The following is a 15,336-nucleotide window of genomic DNA, read 5'->3' as shown; positions in this document are numbered from 1 at the left end:
CGTTGGCGCCGCGCAGGGGCTGCTGCGGGGACAGGGATTGCGCGGTGCGCTCGCGGGGGCGGTGGGTGGCCTGATTCCAGGCGTGGGCGGGCGCATCGCGTCCTCTATTCTGCGCGGCGACGGCGCGGATGACGACGCGTCGCTGGATGCGCTCGCGGACATGGCGGATGCGCGGCAGGTGCCGCCCGCCGTGGCCCTGCCGCTGGGCGCGGGGCTCGCGGCGCGGGTGGTGACGCGGCAGGCGGTGCCCATGAGCACCACGCTCGGCGGCGCCGCGCAGGGCGTGCTGCGGGCTCGCACGCGCGGCGTGGAGCAGCTCCTGATGCGGCTCGCCCAGCAGGTGCCGGGCACCTCGGGCCGGCGGCTGCGGCTGATGCGCCTCATCGCCCGGCTGGCGGCGGGGAACCTGCGCCTGCGCGGCACGGGCGGCGCCATCACAGCCCTGCCAAGGGTGGTGCAGGGCGCGGGGCGCCGGGTGCTCACTCGCGCGGTCCAGATGCCCGCGATGGGCGTCGTCCCGCCGCGCCTGGCCGCGCGGCGGGTGCACGCCCGGCGGCAGCTGCTGCGCCGCATCCCCGTCTCCGTGGTCAGCGCCGCGAGCGTCCGCCGCGCCTAGGTCGATCCACTCACGAAGTCTTCAGGACAAGGAGGAGTACCCATGCAACCGCAGCCTTTCGAAGAGGAGTTTTCGAGCCAGGGCGATGAGATGTCCGACCTGCTGGCAGAGGGCGAGGAGGGCTTCGAGGACGAGGGCATGGACGATCCCTTCGAGGGCGAAGGCATGGAGGAGGGCTTCGAGGCCGAGGGCTTCGAGGACAACCCCACCACCATGGAGGACCCCTTCGAGGGCGAAGGCTTCGAGGACAACCCCACCAACATGGAGGACTCCTTCGAGGCCGAGGGCTTCGAGGAGAACCCCACCAACATGGAGGAGCCCTTCGAGGGCGACGGCTTCGAGACGGACAACCCCAACGCCCTGGAGGACACCTTCGCGGACGCGATGGACGCTCAGGACGAGGACGAGTTCCTCCGCCGTCTGGCGGCCGGCGCGCGCAGGCTGGCCACCGTGGCCGGGCCCACCTTCCAGCGCATCCGCCGCAGGGCCATGCCCATCGCCATGCGGCTCATCCGTCAGGCCGCGCCCCGGCTGGGCGGCATCGCGGGCCAGGAGATTGGCCGCAGCCTGGGTGGGCTGCTCCGCGCGGACGCGATGGACGCCTTCGCGGACGCCGCCGGGGACTACGCCAACGACGAGGACATGGACGCCTTCAACCGCGTGCTGGGCGGGCTGGCGGCGCGGCACGTGGTCCGCTCCACCATGTCTCCCGCGCGCCGCCGGCAGTCGCCCCAACAGGCCCGGGCGCTGGGACGCGCGGTGGGCCAGATGACGACGCAGCTCGCCTCGCGCATCAGCCAGCGCTACGGCCCGCGGGCCCTGCCGGCGGTGACGCGCGTGGTGCGTCAGGTGACGCGGCTGGTGCGCCAGCAGGGCGCGAGCCCCCAGGCGGTGCCGCGGATGCTCCGCCGCATCGGCGGGCGCGTCATCTCCAGCCCGCGCGTGGTGCGCCGCCTGGCCCGGACGAGCGCCGCCGTGCGGCAGCTCCGGGCGCGCGCGGGCCTGCGCCGGGTGGGGCCTCGCGGCCGGACGAATCCCATGATGGGAGGCCCCGGCCTTCGCCGGCTGCGGACCGTCACGCTGCGGGGGCCGGTGCGCGTCATCGTGCGGTGAACCAGGGGGCGTGAGCGGCAAGGGGGAGGCGGGCACATGGCGGACACGCTTCAGCGGTTCCTGCGGGCCAAGGTCCAGAGCATCACGTTCCGGGCGGGGCGGCTGTCGCGCCTCACGCCGCAGGACGTGGGCATCCGGCCCCGGGACGTCCCCTACGCCCCCTCCGCCGCGCACTTCGCCGCGGCCAACGCGCGCCTGGGCGAAATCGACCGCGACGTGCGCCGCGCCCTCTCGCGGCTGAACGGCCGGCTGGACGGCGTCCCTCCCGCGCCTGACGAGGTGCTGGAGCGCAACGCGCTCCTGGAGCGTGAAATCGACCGCGCCCGCCGCGCCTACGGCCTCTTCTTCGACGTCTTCAGCCAGCGGGGCACGCGGTTCGCGCCGGCGCTGGCGGCCTGCGACGCCATCGCGGTGGACTGCTTCCAGGCGGTACGCCAGGCCTCGCCGGGTCTGATGGACGGCCCCATGCTCAAGCCGCTCACCTACCTGGAGCACGGCTTCTCCCCGGCCACCTTCCGGCGCGGCGTGTTGCTGAGCCGGCTGCTCGGGGAGCGCAACCCCTTCCCGCTCATCCGCGTGCCCTACGAGCGCGTGGAGGCGCCATGGGGCATGGGCGTCATCCTCCACGAAATCGGCCACAACCTGCAGGCGGACCTGGGCATCTGGCAGGAGACGCAGGTGGCACTCCAGCGGCGCGTGCTGCACGCCACCGGCAACCCGTGGCTCACGCGCCTGTGGGGCCGCTGGCACAAGGAGATCTTCGCGGATCTCATCGCGTGCCTGCTCGGGGGGCCCGCGTCGGTGCACTCGATGAAGGACTTCCTCGCGTACCCGGCGTCACGGGTGCTGACGTTCCATCCGCTCAGCGCGCACCCCACGCCGTTCCTGCGTGTGTTCATCCAGGCGGAGATGCTCCGGCGCATGGGCTTCATCCGCCGGGCCTGCGACGTGCGCGACAACTGGGACCGGCTGTACCGCTCGCGGCTGCCCTCCGCGCGCATCCCCAAGCTGCTCCTGGTCACGGCGGCGCGGCTCATCCCCCATGTCGTGGATGAGATTGCCTTCCAGCCCCGCCGGGGACTGGCGCAGCGCGCGCTGGTGGACGTGGTGCCGTTCTGGCCGTCGGATCAGGAGCGCATCGACCGGGGCGCGGAGTCATTGGCGCGCGGGCACATCCCGCCGGGGCTGCCGCCGCGCCACGTGGTGAGCGCCAGCCGCGAGGCGCTCGAACGGAGGCTGGCACCGCCCGAGCGCATCTCTCGGACGGTGCTCAATCATCTGGTGAAGCTCGGCACGCGGAACGCGCGGACGCCGGGCGTGGGCGTCACCCTGGCCGCATGACAGGACCTCAAGGGAGGGACGATGTACGAGAACGTGAAGGGGAGAAGCCCCGGCGCATCCATCGAGCTGGCCTCGAGCGCGAAGTCGAAGTTCGACGAGTTCCTGCGCCGTCAGCTCGGTGTGTCCGACGCGCGTGACCCCAAGGCGGTGGTGTACGCGCTGCGCAAGCTCTACCCGACCACGGCCGCGCGCCTGGACGACGAGAGCAGTGGCCAGCCCATCCGCGTCTCGGCCACGCCCGAGCCGGTCATGGCCCTGATGAATGGCACCCTGGACTCGCCGGGCCAGCGGAGGTTCCGCCAGGAGCGCAAGGCACTGGTGGACGACCTGGAGATCGCGGTGAACCTGGCCTCCAACCGCGACTTCAAGGCACCGATGTGCGGCTGGCGCGACTCCATCCTCGCGGAGGTGGACGAGGGCGAGGCCGCGGCGAACATGGCGGTGGACCCCGTGTCGCGCGACCGGGCCTTCTATTCCATCCGCAAGCTGGGGGACACCGCGCGCGTGGCGCGCCTGGTGGGCATGGTCAACCCCACGGTGGTCCAGGAGTTCGGCCGGCTCGCGGCGACCATCGACGACAACGCCACGCTCTTGCGCATCCTGGCGGGCGAGGCGCTCTTCCGCGCGGGCTTCGACAAGGGCGGCACGGTGTTCCAGGTGGCGCTCCAGGACCTGCGCCAGCGCCGCGAGGCGCTCATCAACTCGCTGGAGCAGCTCACCGCCACCTCCATCCAGGAGGGCTACGACGACTGGGGTGACGGCCAGGCGTCCTACGGCAAGCTGCTGGATCAGCTGCGCGCCCGGGGGCAGTCGGACCTGCGCGCCATCGCCCGGCCGGATGCCATGTCGCGGCTGTTGGACGTGCTCCTGAACCACACGCCCCGGCAGAATTCAGAGGACATGCGCGGCATCGCGTCCGCGGTGCCCGTGGAGCTCATCCAGCTGCGGCGCCTGCGGGACGTGGCCGGCAGCCTGCTGGACACGTCCACCACCGGCTTCTCCAACTCCGGCGGCAGCAGCCGGGGCGTCGCGTTGAACGCGAAGGTCCAGGGAGCCTCCGCGCCCCTGGCCGCCTTCACGGAAGCGCTCACGCTCTTCATCGACGCGTTCGACCGGCCCAATGCCGGGGCGCGGCTGCTCAACCTGGTGCTCCCCGTCCCGCTGACGTTCCGGGACCTGACGGGCAAGGAGCAGGCGCTGAACGACAAGTTCCGGGATCGCAACGACACCCAGGAGCTCATCGAGGACCTGCTGATGGACCCCAGCACGTCGGTGGAGTTCTGGAAGGAGCTGGCCCGGTTGGATCGCAAGCTCTACCACCTCGACCGGATCATCGACCTGTTCCTGCTGGACTACGACGAGGCCGTGGTGCCGGGCGGCAACCGCGTGGACCTCCACGAGGACATGATCGAGCAGCTGGACGCGAACGTGGACGTCTTCAACGTGAGCCCGGCGTTCCTCCGGGAGCAGTGCGGACTGGAGGAGGACTCGCTGGAGCTGGCGAACACGCTGACCCAGGAGGCGCCCGGACAGTCGGAGGAAATCGAGGACGACCGGAACCACAAGTACGGCTTCCCGGAGGGCGCGCACTGCAACACCGGCGAGCCGTTCACGGTGCCTCCGCCGATCCGCGTCTCGCTGGACCGCATCGAGAAGGACCTGGAGCCAGGCATCAACCCGGGGGCCGTGGAGCACCCGATGGAAACGGAGCCGGGCGAGCGGGCGGCACACGCAACCACGGTGGGTAACGGGGCCAGCCTGAACGACGTGGCCTCGCTCATCGAGAAGAGCCGGGCGCGCATCATGACGGACGTGAAGCAGCAGCTGGAGGCCCAGGGGCCGGAGCTGGCCCGTCAGCTGGAGGCAGCGTTCTCGGATCAGCTCAAGGCCGTGGAGCGCATCATCTCCGGCAAGGGGCGGCACGCTTCGGACGGACAGCCCGCGCCGCCCAACGGGCACGCCAAGTCGGGCCACTCGCGTCGCCACGTCCGCCACGCTCGCAAGCCATGAGCGCGCACGCACGGGCCTGAAACCCATTCCTTCAACGTCATTGACCCAGGTGGCATGCCATGAGCATCGGTACGGCAGAAGCCCTTCAGCGGCTGTTCGCGCAGTGGAAGCGGGAAGTCCTCTCCAACGTCACGTCGGATGAGCAGCGCACGGAGCTGCAGAAGCAGCTCTCGCTCCGGGAGGAGGAGCTGCTCACCAGCGCCTCCGACGGCTCGACGGCGTCGCTCTTCTCGGACCTGATGGGGTTGGGCAAGGACGGAGCGCCGTCCTTTGACTCCATCAGCCGGCCGCTGCTCGTCCAGGACTTCGACGAGTCCGTCATCGAGACGCAGCTCCACGCGACCGCGGAGCTCTATTACATCTACCAGCACGAACGGATGAAGGTGTTCCAGGTGGCGGGCGTGCTCCTGCGCCTCTTCCACGACGGGCGCATGCGCATCCAGCGGGGTCCCGGTGCGCGGGCGCTGTACCTGATGGAGAAGCACCAACCGCTGCGTTACAAGCCGCGCGACCGGCAGCTCGCGTACCGGCGCGCGTTCAACTACGGCAGCCTGGCGGCGCCAGCGGGCGCGGTGATGTTCCGCAACTTCCACCGCGAGTTCGTCGCCTTCGTGTCCGCCATCGCGCAGTACTTCCGCGACCTGCTCATTGGTGAAGTCATCCGCGGCTCGCAGCAGCTGAACGAGCGGCCCTTCGCGAGCCAGGCCACCATCCAGCGACTGGGCACGGACATCCGCTGGCAGATTGACCGCGCCACCTACGGCAACATCCTGGCGCTCACGGTGGAGGTGGGCGAGTACCTCAAGACCATCCTCGACGCGATGGAGACGCCGGACATCAAGAAGGCGTTCGACGCGAACACCAAGTGGGACGTGATTGAAGTCGTGTCGCAGCGCTACCTGGGCGGCGCGGGGGAGATTTCGCAGCGCTCGAAGATGGCGGATGCGGGGCGCCTGCTGCTCAACTTCGTGGCGGACAATCCCTTCAAGACGCGCGACTTCAAGGACTTCCAGACGGAGGTGATGCCGCTGGGCCCGGTGGCGGAAGAGTGGATCGCCGCGTACCGGATGACGCCGGATGGCCGGTCGTTCCGGGGCGTGACGCCCGTCCTGCGCCAGACGCTGGGCATCACCAGCCCCGCGCCGGCGATGCGCTGAAGGAGGGAGGCACGGCATGGACATCCCGCTGCATCCCCTGATGGAGGCGGGCATGGGGGCCGCCTCGGCGCCGCGCACCAACGTGTCGCGGATGGTGGCCTCCGCGGTGGCGGGACAGGTGTCCCATCCCGTCGTGCGCGCGTCGCCGTACCGCATGGGCCGGGATGGGGTGCCCCGGCTGGTGCCGGGCAGCGGCGGCATCGTGCTCAACCGCCGCGTGGGAGACCGCGCGGTGGGGCTGGCGGCGGACCACATGGAAGCGGGTGTGTCGCTGCACAACACGGGGAAGGACGACGTCGGCCAACGCGGTGGCTCCAACCGGGCGCTGATGTTCTATGCGTGCGTGGGCAACCGCGCGCGCGTGACGAGCGGTCCCGCGAGGGGCGCGGTGGGCACCGTGGTGGGAAAGCACGGCGGCATCAACCACGTCATCGTGGACTTCCCGCCCGCGGTGAAGCGCCGGCTGTGCATTGGCGACCGCGTGCAGTTGGACGCGTACGGCCAGGGGCTGGAGCTGCCGGACTTCCCGCAGGTGCGCGCGCTCAACCTGTCGCCCCGGCTGCTCCGGCAATGGGGCGTACGGACGCAAGCGGGGCGGTTGGTGGTTCCCGTGACGCACACGGTGCCCGCGGAGCTGATGGGTTCGGGGTTCGGGCGTTCGGAGGGCGTGCTGGGGGACCTGGATATCCAGCTGTCGGACGCGCGGCTGGTGCGCAAGCACCGGCTGAATGCGCTCCGGCTGGGGGACCTGGTGGCGGTGTGTCCGTTGGACTACCGCTTCGGGCCTTCGCGGCGGGCGGGGGTCATCACGGTGGGCGTGGTGGTGCATTCGGACAGCAAGGTCGCGGGGCATGGGCCGGGGGTGACGCCGCTGCTCATCTGCCCGGGGGAGTGCGTGCGGCTGGTGTGCCGGCCCCAGGCCAACGTGGCGCTCGTGCTGGGGCTGCGGCGGAGCGTGGCGCCGCCGGCGCGCGGGCCGTCACGGGGTCGGGGGTAGGGACACCGCGCCCAGGCAGCGCGACACCATGGCGGCGCGGGTGTCCACGCCCAGCTTGACGAAGATGCGCCGCAGGTGGGCCGCCACGGTCCACGCGCTGATGTTGAGCTTCGTGGCGATCAGCTTGTTGCCCCAGCCCGCGCAGACGCACGAGACGACCTGCAGCTCGCGCGAGGTGAGCAACCGCACGTCGGACGCGGGCGCCGTCGCGGGGCTCGCGGAGGGCTCCGCGGACACCAGGTGGTAGCGCTGACCGTTGAGGATGAGCTCGCCGGCCAGGACGCGGTTCTGCTCCTGGGGAGCAGCCGGGGCGCCGGGGTCGGGGACCACGAGCAGGACATGGCTCCCGGGAGGAAGAAGCGTCCGCATGGCGTGCGCTAGGAAGGGTCCGCCAGTTCGGGAGAGGTGAGGATGCGCCAGACCTCGGAGGCTTCGCGCGAGCGTCCGGTGGCGCGCAGGTCCTCCGCGAGGCGCTCACCCGCGTGCTCTCCCGCGACGGGTGGCTCCGGCCGTTCGCGTGCGAGCGTCACGAGCCGCGTGACGCCGCGGCGGCCGAAGCGAAGCTCGGAGTGGAAGAGCAGGGCCAGCGCGCGAGCCGAAGCGAAGAGTCCACCGGGCGCGTCCACGGCCGTCTCCGCCTGGGCGCAGGAGGCCAGCATGGGGCGCAGCACGTGCGTGACGAGCGTTTCGAGTTGCGCCCGTTGAGCGCCGCGCTCCCGGCCGGCCCGGGCAAGCGCCGCGAGCAGCCGGGGGTCTTCGGCGATCAGGGCCAGGGCATCGTGGCCTTCGCTGGGGGCCGCGTGCCTGGAGCCCAGGAGACGCAGCGAGGCCGCTGCGTCCGGCTGCGCTGGGGTGGCTTCGAGTCCCAGCCGGCCCAGACGCGCGTCGAACGCCTCGGGTTCGTGCTGTTTCCAGTGGACGAGCGCGGTGATGAGCAGGGGTCCTGACAATGGCCAGGCGCCCCACCGGGGCTCGCCGCCGGGCTGGGGCTCGGAGGTGACGGAGTCGAACGGGTGCCCGAACCACGCGAGGACGAAGTCCAAGGCGCGGGCCTGGGGTTCCGTGAGGCCTGGTCCCATGACCTCCTCACGAGAGGGTGCGCACGGCCCGCGCACCGCGACGGTGCCGCGATGGATGGGCTTGCCGCCCTCGTTGCCCAGGACGATTCGAGCGCCATCCGGGAAGGTGACCACGGGCCCCTGGAGCCGGAGCTCCTCACGGGTCGCGCGGAAGGGCGAGTCCTGTGCTTCCGCTTCGCGGAACTGAGACTCGGTGAAGAAGTCGGTTCCGGAGCGGAGGTGGACGTTCTCCTCCCGGGACGTGCGGGCAGGTGCCGACTCGGAGTCCCTGAAGGGGTCTGCTCCGGAGCGCGAGTGATGGTTCGCCTCACGGACCGAACGAGCCGAGACCGCCTCCAGCGCCGCGAACGGATCCGCGCCAGTGCCAGGGTGGCGGTTTGCCTCACGAACCGAACGAGCAGAGGCCGTCTCTGACTCCCTGAATGGATCCGCATCCGAGCGAGCGTGGCGGCTTGCCTCATGGGCCGAACGAGCAGCACCAGCCTCCGCGAACGGGGCCGCACCAGAGTGAGCGTGGCGGCTTGCCACATGGGTCGAACGAGCAGCACCCGCCTCTGACGCGAACGGATCCGCGCCAGGGTGAGCATGGCTGCTTGCCACATGGGCCGGACGAGCAGCCGCCGCCTCTGACGCGAGCGGATCCGCACCCCGGCTCGAATGGTGTCTTGCCTCACGATTCGAGCGAGCAGCAGCCGCCTCTGACGCAGTGAACGGAACCGCTCCGGACCTCAGGTGGCGATTTGCATCACGGGCCGAGCGTTCCGATGCCGCCGGCATGAGGGGCGCCTGTTCGCTGAACGGATCCGTCTCAAGGTGATGATCCTCGCGCGCCGCGCGAACGGAATCGACGCCGGAATCCTGTTCGCCGAACGAAGTCGCTTCGCGGCGGTGCTTCTCACGGGCCGCGCGGGACGAAGCGGGGGGGCCGCCCTGCGGCATCCGGGGTCGGGGCGCTGACTCAGCGAGCGAACTGCGGCCAGAACGTGGAGGGTGCACTCCCTCGCCAGAAGCGGAGCCTCCACCCTGCGGCATCCGGGATCGGGACACGGACTCGGCGAGCGTGCCGGAACCGGACCGTGGAGGGCGCATGCCTTCACGTGCGGCGCCAGGGGCCTCGGATTCAGCAGGAGTGCGGGGCCTCGATTCGGAGAACGGCTCACGGTCAGGACGCGCAGGGCGCCCCTCCCCCCTGGTCGCGCGAGACGAGGCATGACGGCTGGGCCCCGGTTCGGCGAAACGCTCTGGGTTCTGACGAGGAGGACGCTGCGGCGCACTCGCTGTCCCCGATGAGTCGTCTTCCCTCGTGTAAGCAGGAGGTCTGGAGCCGCGACGCGGAGGACGCATCTGCTCCCGGGTCGCGCGAGAGGAAACAGCGGGCTCACCCTGCGTCGTCTTGTCACCTGGGCCGAGCTCATCGAGCGGATCGTCACCAGAGCGAGCAGCGGCTCCGGAAGTGCGCTGATGCGGTTCCGGCGCATCCTCCCGTGAGAAGGGATCATCCCGTTCGAGGTCGGAAACCCAGCGGTCCAGGAGCGACATCACGCCCTGGGAGGCAACGGGCGCACGGTTCCGCTTCCGCCCCGCATCATCACCAGCCACGGCAACCTCCCCTGAGAACCAACCTGCCCACGCACAGTAGGAATCACCCTTGCGCAGGGAAGTTCGACCCGGAGCCGGGCTCGACGGTTGAGTTCAGGATGGAGGCGCCACGGCGGCTCCCCAGGACGACAGTGCGGTCATCCCGGAAGGCTGTCCCCACGCTGGCTCGCCTGCTCTCGGCGCGTGCTCAGAAGAGACGCGAGTACGTTGCCGGTGCCCCCGGTCGTGGCGTCCAGCGCCGCGCGTCGCGAGGCAGCCACAGGACCCGAAAGGCTCCCGCACGCCCTTCATAGCGGCGGACCGGGAGCCCCTAGCCGAGGGCCACCAAGCCGGTCCGACTGTCGGACAGGTTCGTGGGGTACGCCGCTGCCGGGCAGTCCCAGCGGGGTCTCCCTTCTCTCCCCTGTTGGACAGCATGGCGCGCAGAGAATCTGGCGCCGTGCGCGGACTCGCGCACCTCGGCTCAGCGCCCCGTGCGACGCCGTGCCCGAGCTCGTGCGGCCTCCAGTGCGGAGTCCACTCCAGCGGGCGGTTTCGGAGGCTCCGGCTTCTGCTCGGCGGGTTCCTCCTGAACAGGATTGGGCGTCGTCGCGGAGGGCTTCACGTCCGTGCGTGGGGCCGCCGTGGGCTCTCGTGCGCTGGCTTCCTTCACGGGCCTTTCCCGTGCGGCACGCACTCGCGGCGCGGAGAGGAACCTGCGCACCGCGACCTCCGCCAGCATCGCCGCCAGCGCGAACGCGACCAGCCAGGGCGCCAGCGCCACGCGGCCTTCCGACTCCGGCGCCTCCGCGAACAGGCCCGTCATCGACAGCCGCTCCTGGCCTCCGCCCACCGCCGACAAGGCTCGCAGGAGCTTGAGGCCCTCCTTCGCGCTGCCCGGCTCGAACTCCGGCGCGTACGGCAGCGCCACCGGTGGCGCTCTCAACACGCGTCCGCCCCACTCCACCACCGGGTGCCAGGTGCCGCTGCCCGTCAGCGGGTACTCGACCACCAGCCGGTCCTCGTCCTCCCAGTGCAGCGGCTTCTCCACTCCAGAGCGCCCGTCGCCCGCCAGCAACACCGCCGTGGGCAGCGCGCCCGGCATCGGCTCACCCGGCGGCAGGTCCAACGTCACGCGCAGCACGTTGCCCTGGCGCTCCGAGCGCACCACCGCCTCTTCCTTCGGCGTCGGCCGCCCCATCGACCAGCGCACCACCGCCTCCAACGTCGCCCGCAGCGCGCCCCACTCGCGCAACTCACCCGTGTACCTGCCGTCCACCTCCGCCGTGAGCGCCACCGTGCGCCCCGCGCCATGCGGCCACAGCGCCAGCACCGGCGCGGCGTTCGTGTCCAACGTGCGCAGCGCCACGTTCGCCCGAGGCTTCAGGTAGGTGAGGTTGTAGCCGCCCACCTGCGGCAGGCCCGTCGTCGGCAGCGGCCCCAGCAGCGGCAGGTCCGGCGCGGCCTCCAGCGACGCGGGCTCGTCCACGAACGTGGCCCTCGCCACCGCCAGCGTCTCCTGGCTGAAGATGCGCGGCAGACTCATGGCGTCCTCCGCGAAGTAGATGCGCCCGGCGCCGCGCCGGGCCACCTCGCGCAGCAGGTCCGCGTCCGGATCCGTGGGCTTGCCCAGGCCGATGACCGACACCGTCACGTTGGCCGCTCGCAGCGCCGCCAACGTCTCCTGGTAGTCGCCCGGCTCCTCGGAGTCCGCCGCGTCGGAGAACAGCACCACGTGCCGCGTGGGCTTGTCGCTGCGGAGGATCTCCTTGCTGCCCGCGCGCAGGGCCGTGCCCACGAAGATGCCGCCACCGCCGCTGAAGCCTCGCGCCACCTGGTCGAAAGGCAGTCCCTTGCTCACCGGACTCAAGGGGAAGATTTCATGCGGCTCCGTGTCCACCATGTGCACGGAGGCTTCATCGTTCGCGTTGAGCAACGTGAGCGCCGCCGTGACGCCCTCCGCGGCCAACTCCATCTTCGTGCGCCCGTCCGGCACCTGCACGCCCATGGAGCAACTCGAATCCATGAGCACGCTCATCGCCACCGACGCGCGCCGCTGCTCCTCGCGCATCTCCAATGACACGGGCAGCAGTGGCTCCACGGGAGAGCGCCGGTAGCCGCCCTCGCCGAAGCTCGACCGCCCTCCCGTCATCACCAATCCACCGCCCGCCTGGTCCACGTAATCCGCCAGCGCGTTCAACCCCGTCTCGCCCAGCGCGTTGGCGTCCACGTTCTCCAGCACCACCACGCCCACCCCGTCGAGCGCCTCCAGCGACAGGTGGAACGGCGCCTTCACGTCCACGGTCATGCCCGTCGCCGTCAGCGCCTTCGCCAACGTGCCCGAGGGCTGCGCGGTGAGCAGCAACACGCGCGGCGGCCCCTCCACGCGCAGCACGCCCACGCCCACGTCGTTCTCCGGGACGCCGTCTCCGGGCACCTCCACCGTGAGCCGGTAGTGCACGAGCCCCGGCTCCTCCAGCAGGTCGCGCAGGGGCAGCAGGTTGGGCCCGGGCTTGAAGGCGTACGGCCCCTTCACCAGCACCTTCCCGTCGCGCTCCAGCCGCACGGTGCCGGTGACGGCCGACGTCGCCTGCACCACGGCGGAGAACTGGAAGGGCTCGCGCACGGAGACCGTGGCGGGCACGTCCAGCGACACCACGGCCACGTCCAGCGCGGGCTCCGGCCGGGACACCTGCCGGTAGTCCACCGCGATGCCTCGCGCAGCCAGCCGCCGCGTCGCACCCCGGGCATCCGCGCCCGTGGCACGGCCGTCGGAGACCACCAGCACCCGGCCCGTGCGCTCGGGGGGAATGAGCGCACCCGCCGCGTCCAGCGCGGCCGACAGGTCCGACGCCTCCGCGTCCACCGGCCGCGTGAAGCCGCCGAACCGGCTCCGCTCCGACAGCGAGGACTCCACCCGCGCCTCGCGGCCGAAGGTGATGACCCCCACGCGGTCGCCCGGCCGGCGCTGGGACTCCACCAGCGAGACGAGCTCCTGCGCCACGCGGTCCACGTCCAGCGGCATGGAGCGTGAGCGGTCCACCACCACGGCCACGTCGCTGCCCGCGTTCGCCAGCCGCAGCTCCGGCCCGGACAGCGCGCCCACGCCGAGCACCAGGAGCGCCCACCGCAGCACCATGGGCGGACCGGGCCTCCGGCCGTAGCGCCACAGGAAGAGTCCCAGCGGCAACAGCAGCAGCCACGCCTGGGGAAGGGTGAAGGTCATGCCTTCCTCGTGACGTAGAAGTCCGCCAGCAGCGCGGCCAGCAGCACCACCAGGGGCCAGCGGGCGCGCTCATGGCCGCTGTTCCCTTCCGAGTCCTCGCCCGCTTCCTTCGCGGCCACGTCCGCGCTGCCCCGGCCACGCAGGTCCGACTCCCGAGCATCCAGCGCCAGCACCTCCAGCGAGTCTACTTCACGGCCCTCGCGCTCCAGCACATAGCGACCGGGGCTGGTGGGCGCGGGCAGGCTCAGCGCACCCGCGCCAAACACGGGCTTGCGGCCCGCGGGTCCCTTCAGCGCGTAGCGTGCACCGGCCTCCGTCACCACGGAGAGCGACTCGCCCAGGTTGAGCTGACGCCGGGGGAAGCCCTCGCGAAGCCGCCGCGCATCACGCACCACGTTGCCCAGCAACACGGGCCAGGCGGTGGTCCGCTGGAGGTTGGAGCGCGCCAGGTCCACGTTGAGGTGCAGCCGCCCGCCCTCCTCTTCCGACACGAGCACGGCTTCGCCCGCGGTCATCAACGGACGGCCCGGAGGGTTCGCGCCCGCCGTCCACCGCACGCCCGAAAGCTGCACGTCGTCCATCAGCGTGCTGCCCTTCTCCGTGAAGAACGGCCCCACGAAGGTGCGCAGCGGTCCCTCCGCGCCCAGCGTCACACGGGCCTCCGCGCGCGCGGGGCCGACGGACAGCACCGGCGCGCCGGGAACAGGAGGGCCGTGCGCCACATCGGGAGACACGGCCAGGAAGCGCTCCAGCGCCTGCTTCGACGCGGGCGACAGGCCCTCCGTCAGCCCCACGGCCACCGGCATCACGGGGGACGGGGGCAGGCGCACGTGTCCGTCCTCGGGCAGCGCGTCGTCCGGCAGGGACACCTCCACGTCGCCGGCCTCGCGAAACGTGAGGCGCACGGTCGCGGCGCCCTCTTCCGGCAACGCGATGCGCTCCGTGCGTTCGGTGCCTTCCCGCGCGCCCGGTCCGGGTGCCGCGCGCACGCGTGCATCAATCTCCGAAGGCCCCGCCCCGAAGCGAGCGACCCGCAGCGTCACCGTGGCCCGGCCGCCTTCGTCGCGCCGCTGCGCGGAGACCAACGCCACGTTGCCCTGGGAGCGCCCCAGCGCAGTCCAACGCACGGAGGGCGGCACGGTCGTGTCCTCGGAGGGCGGCGCGTCAGTGAAGAAGTGCACGTGCTTGCCCGGGCCAGCCAGCTCCTGCGCCCACAGGAGCGAAGCCGTGACGTCATGGTCCGGACCGCGCGCCTGGAAGGACTCCAGCGCGCCCAGGGCACGCGACGCATCGGCTTCCGGTCCAGCGAGGACCAGGGGCGCCACGCCGCTCGCGAGCACCGTGACGTGCGTCGCGCGTTCCGACTCCACGCGCTTCGCGGCTTCCGTGCGCACGTGCTCCAGCACCGTCTTGCCATCCGGAGTCCGCGCGGACATGGACAGGCTGCCGTCCACGACAAGCACCAGGTGACGGCGTCGAGCGTTCTCCCCCAGCCGCACGTCCGCCAGGTACAGCGCGGCGGCCAGCACGGCGAGCGCCTCCAGCAGCAGCGACGCCTCACGCGTGAAGCGCTCCCACCGGGGCCCGCCCTCCGCGCGAGGACGCGGCGTGCGCCACAGGAACAACGCGCTCACCACCACCGGCTTCTGCCGGCGGCGCAGGAAGTACGCCGCGACCAGCGGCACCAGCGCGCCCAACGCCAGCAGCCCCCAGGGAAGTCCGAAGCTCACGCCCCGCCCCCCACGACGAACAACGCGCGCAACGGCCCCGCCACCTGCGCCCGCAACCCTTCCGCCGCGTTCACGGTGAGCAGCGTTCCCCGAGCCCGCACCGCCGCGCTTCGCAGCGCACGCTGATGCTCCGCGAAGCGGCGGGCGTAGGCGGCCAGCACGCCGTCCGTCAGCAACTCCTCCAGCGCCACGCCACTCTCCGCGTCCACCAGCCGCGCGCCCTCACCGCCCGTAGGCTCCAGGTCCTCCGCGTCCAGCACCTGCACCAGGAACAACGCCGACGCTCCTCGCGACAGCCGGGCGCACAGCGCCTCCAGGTCCGTCTCGAAGAGGAAGTCGCTCACCACCACCCGCAACCCACACGGCCGCAACGGCGGCAGCCGCCCCAGCGCCGACGCCAGGTCATCCCGCGCCTCGAACTCCGCCCCTCGCAGCGCCGCGCGGCACGCCGGTCCCTGAACCCGCTCCGACCGCGCCCCGCCCCACAGC

9 protein-coding genes and 2 pseudogenes are annotated in these 15,336 nt (G+C 71.8%); 6 read left to right on the top strand and 5 right to left on the bottom strand.

Annotation, left to right across the window (positions count from 1 at the left end):
• The 6 genes and pseudogenes from D7V77_RS32435 to D7V77_RS32410 all read left to right on the top strand — a co-directional run.
• A pseudogene (locus D7V77_RS32435) lies at positions 1-616 on the top strand (hypothetical protein); the annotation flags it as partial.
• Positions 617-658: 42 nt separating this feature from the next.
• Positions 659-1,729, top strand: coding sequence for a hypothetical protein (locus D7V77_RS32430; RefSeq protein ID WP_120580148.1), 1,071 nt, complete (start codon positions 659-661; stop codon positions 1,727-1,729).
• Positions 1,730-1,765: 36 nt separating this feature from the next.
• The gene (locus D7V77_RS32425) at positions 1,766-3,070 is read left to right on the top strand and encodes a hypothetical protein (protein ID WP_120580147.1); all 1,305 of its coding nucleotides are present in this window, start codon (positions 1,766-1,768) and stop codon (positions 3,068-3,070) included.
• A 21-nt stretch (positions 3,071-3,091) separates the two neighbouring features.
• Entirely contained in the window at positions 3,092-5,080 is a 1,989-nt protein-coding gene (locus tag D7V77_RS32420; RefSeq protein ID WP_120580146.1) for a hypothetical protein, read from the top strand.
• 59 nt (positions 5,081-5,139) lie between these two features.
• Complete coding sequence (locus D7V77_RS32415; protein ID WP_120580145.1) at positions 5,140-6,237, top strand: hypothetical protein; 1,098 nt, start codon at positions 5,140-5,142, stop codon at positions 6,235-6,237.
• A gap of 16 nt (positions 6,238-6,253) precedes the next feature.
• Positions 6,254-7,234 (top strand): DUF4438 domain-containing protein, encoded by a 981-nt coding sequence (locus D7V77_RS32410; protein WP_120580144.1) that lies wholly within the window; start codon positions 6,254-6,256, stop codon positions 7,232-7,234.
• Here D7V77_RS32410 and D7V77_RS32405 read toward each other — a convergent pair.
• The 5 genes and pseudogenes from D7V77_RS32405 to D7V77_RS32385 all read right to left on the bottom strand — a co-directional run.
• Positions 7,217-7,603 (bottom strand): response regulator transcription factor, encoded by a 387-nt coding sequence (locus tag D7V77_RS32405; protein WP_120580143.1) that lies wholly within the window; start codon positions 7,601-7,603, stop codon positions 7,217-7,219. The genes D7V77_RS32410 and D7V77_RS32405 overlap by 18 nt on opposite strands.
• Positions 7,604-7,611: 8 nt before the next feature.
• Entirely contained in the window at positions 7,612-8,427 is an 816-nt protein-coding gene (locus D7V77_RS32400; RefSeq protein ID WP_120580142.1) for a hypothetical protein, read from the bottom strand.
• Positions 8,428-10,375: 1,948 nt separating this feature from the next.
• A complete protein-coding gene (locus D7V77_RS32395; protein WP_120580141.1) occupies positions 10,376-13,117 on the bottom strand; it encodes a VWA domain-containing protein in 2,742 nt (913 codons plus the stop codon).
• Positions 13,114-14,847 carry a BatA and WFA domain-containing protein gene (locus tag D7V77_RS32390; protein ID WP_120580140.1) on the bottom strand — a complete coding sequence of 578 codons (1,734 nt, stop codon included), beginning with the start codon at positions 14,845-14,847 and terminating at the stop codon, positions 13,114-13,116. Before D7V77_RS32390 ends, D7V77_RS32395 begins: the two co-directional genes overlap by 4 nt.
• Positions 14,844-15,336 (bottom strand): annotated as a pseudogene (locus tag D7V77_RS32385) (DUF58 domain-containing protein); the annotation flags it as partial. The gene D7V77_RS32390 and the pseudogene D7V77_RS32385, both read right to left, overlap by 4 nt.

It is taken from the genome of Corallococcus sp. CA041A (assembly GCF_003612075.1).
In the GTDB taxonomy this organism is placed as follows: domain Bacteria; phylum Myxococcota; class Myxococcia; order Myxococcales; family Myxococcaceae; genus Corallococcus; species Corallococcus exiguus.
Note: the sequence above shows the minus strand (reverse complement) of the source record. Positions and strands in the feature narration are given on the sequence as shown.

Bases quoted from the DNA above. Each gene is read 5' to 3' on its own strand.
- D7V77_RS32430 (WP_120580148.1), top strand. From the start codon at position 659: ATGCAACCGCAGCCTTTCGAAGAGGAGTTTTCGAGCCAGGGCGATGAG.
- D7V77_RS32425 (WP_120580147.1), top strand. From the start codon at position 1,766: ATGGCGGACACGCTTCAGCGGTTCCTGCGGGCCAAGGTCCAGAGCATC.
- D7V77_RS32420 (WP_120580146.1), top strand. From the start codon at position 3,092: ATGTACGAGAACGTGAAGGGGAGAAGCCCCGGCGCATCCATCGAGCTG.
- D7V77_RS32415 (WP_120580145.1), top strand. From the start codon at position 5,140: ATGAGCATCGGTACGGCAGAAGCCCTTCAGCGGCTGTTCGCGCAGTGG.
- D7V77_RS32410 (WP_120580144.1), top strand. From the start codon at position 6,254: ATGGACATCCCGCTGCATCCCCTGATGGAGGCGGGCATGGGGGCCGCC.
- D7V77_RS32405 (WP_120580143.1), bottom strand. From the start codon at position 7,603: ATGCGGACGCTTCTTCCTCCCGGGAGCCATGTCCTGCTCGTGGTCCCC.
- D7V77_RS32395 (WP_120580141.1), bottom strand. From the start codon at position 13,117: ATGACCTTCACCCTTCCCCAGGCGTGGCTGCTGCTGTTGCCGCTGGGA.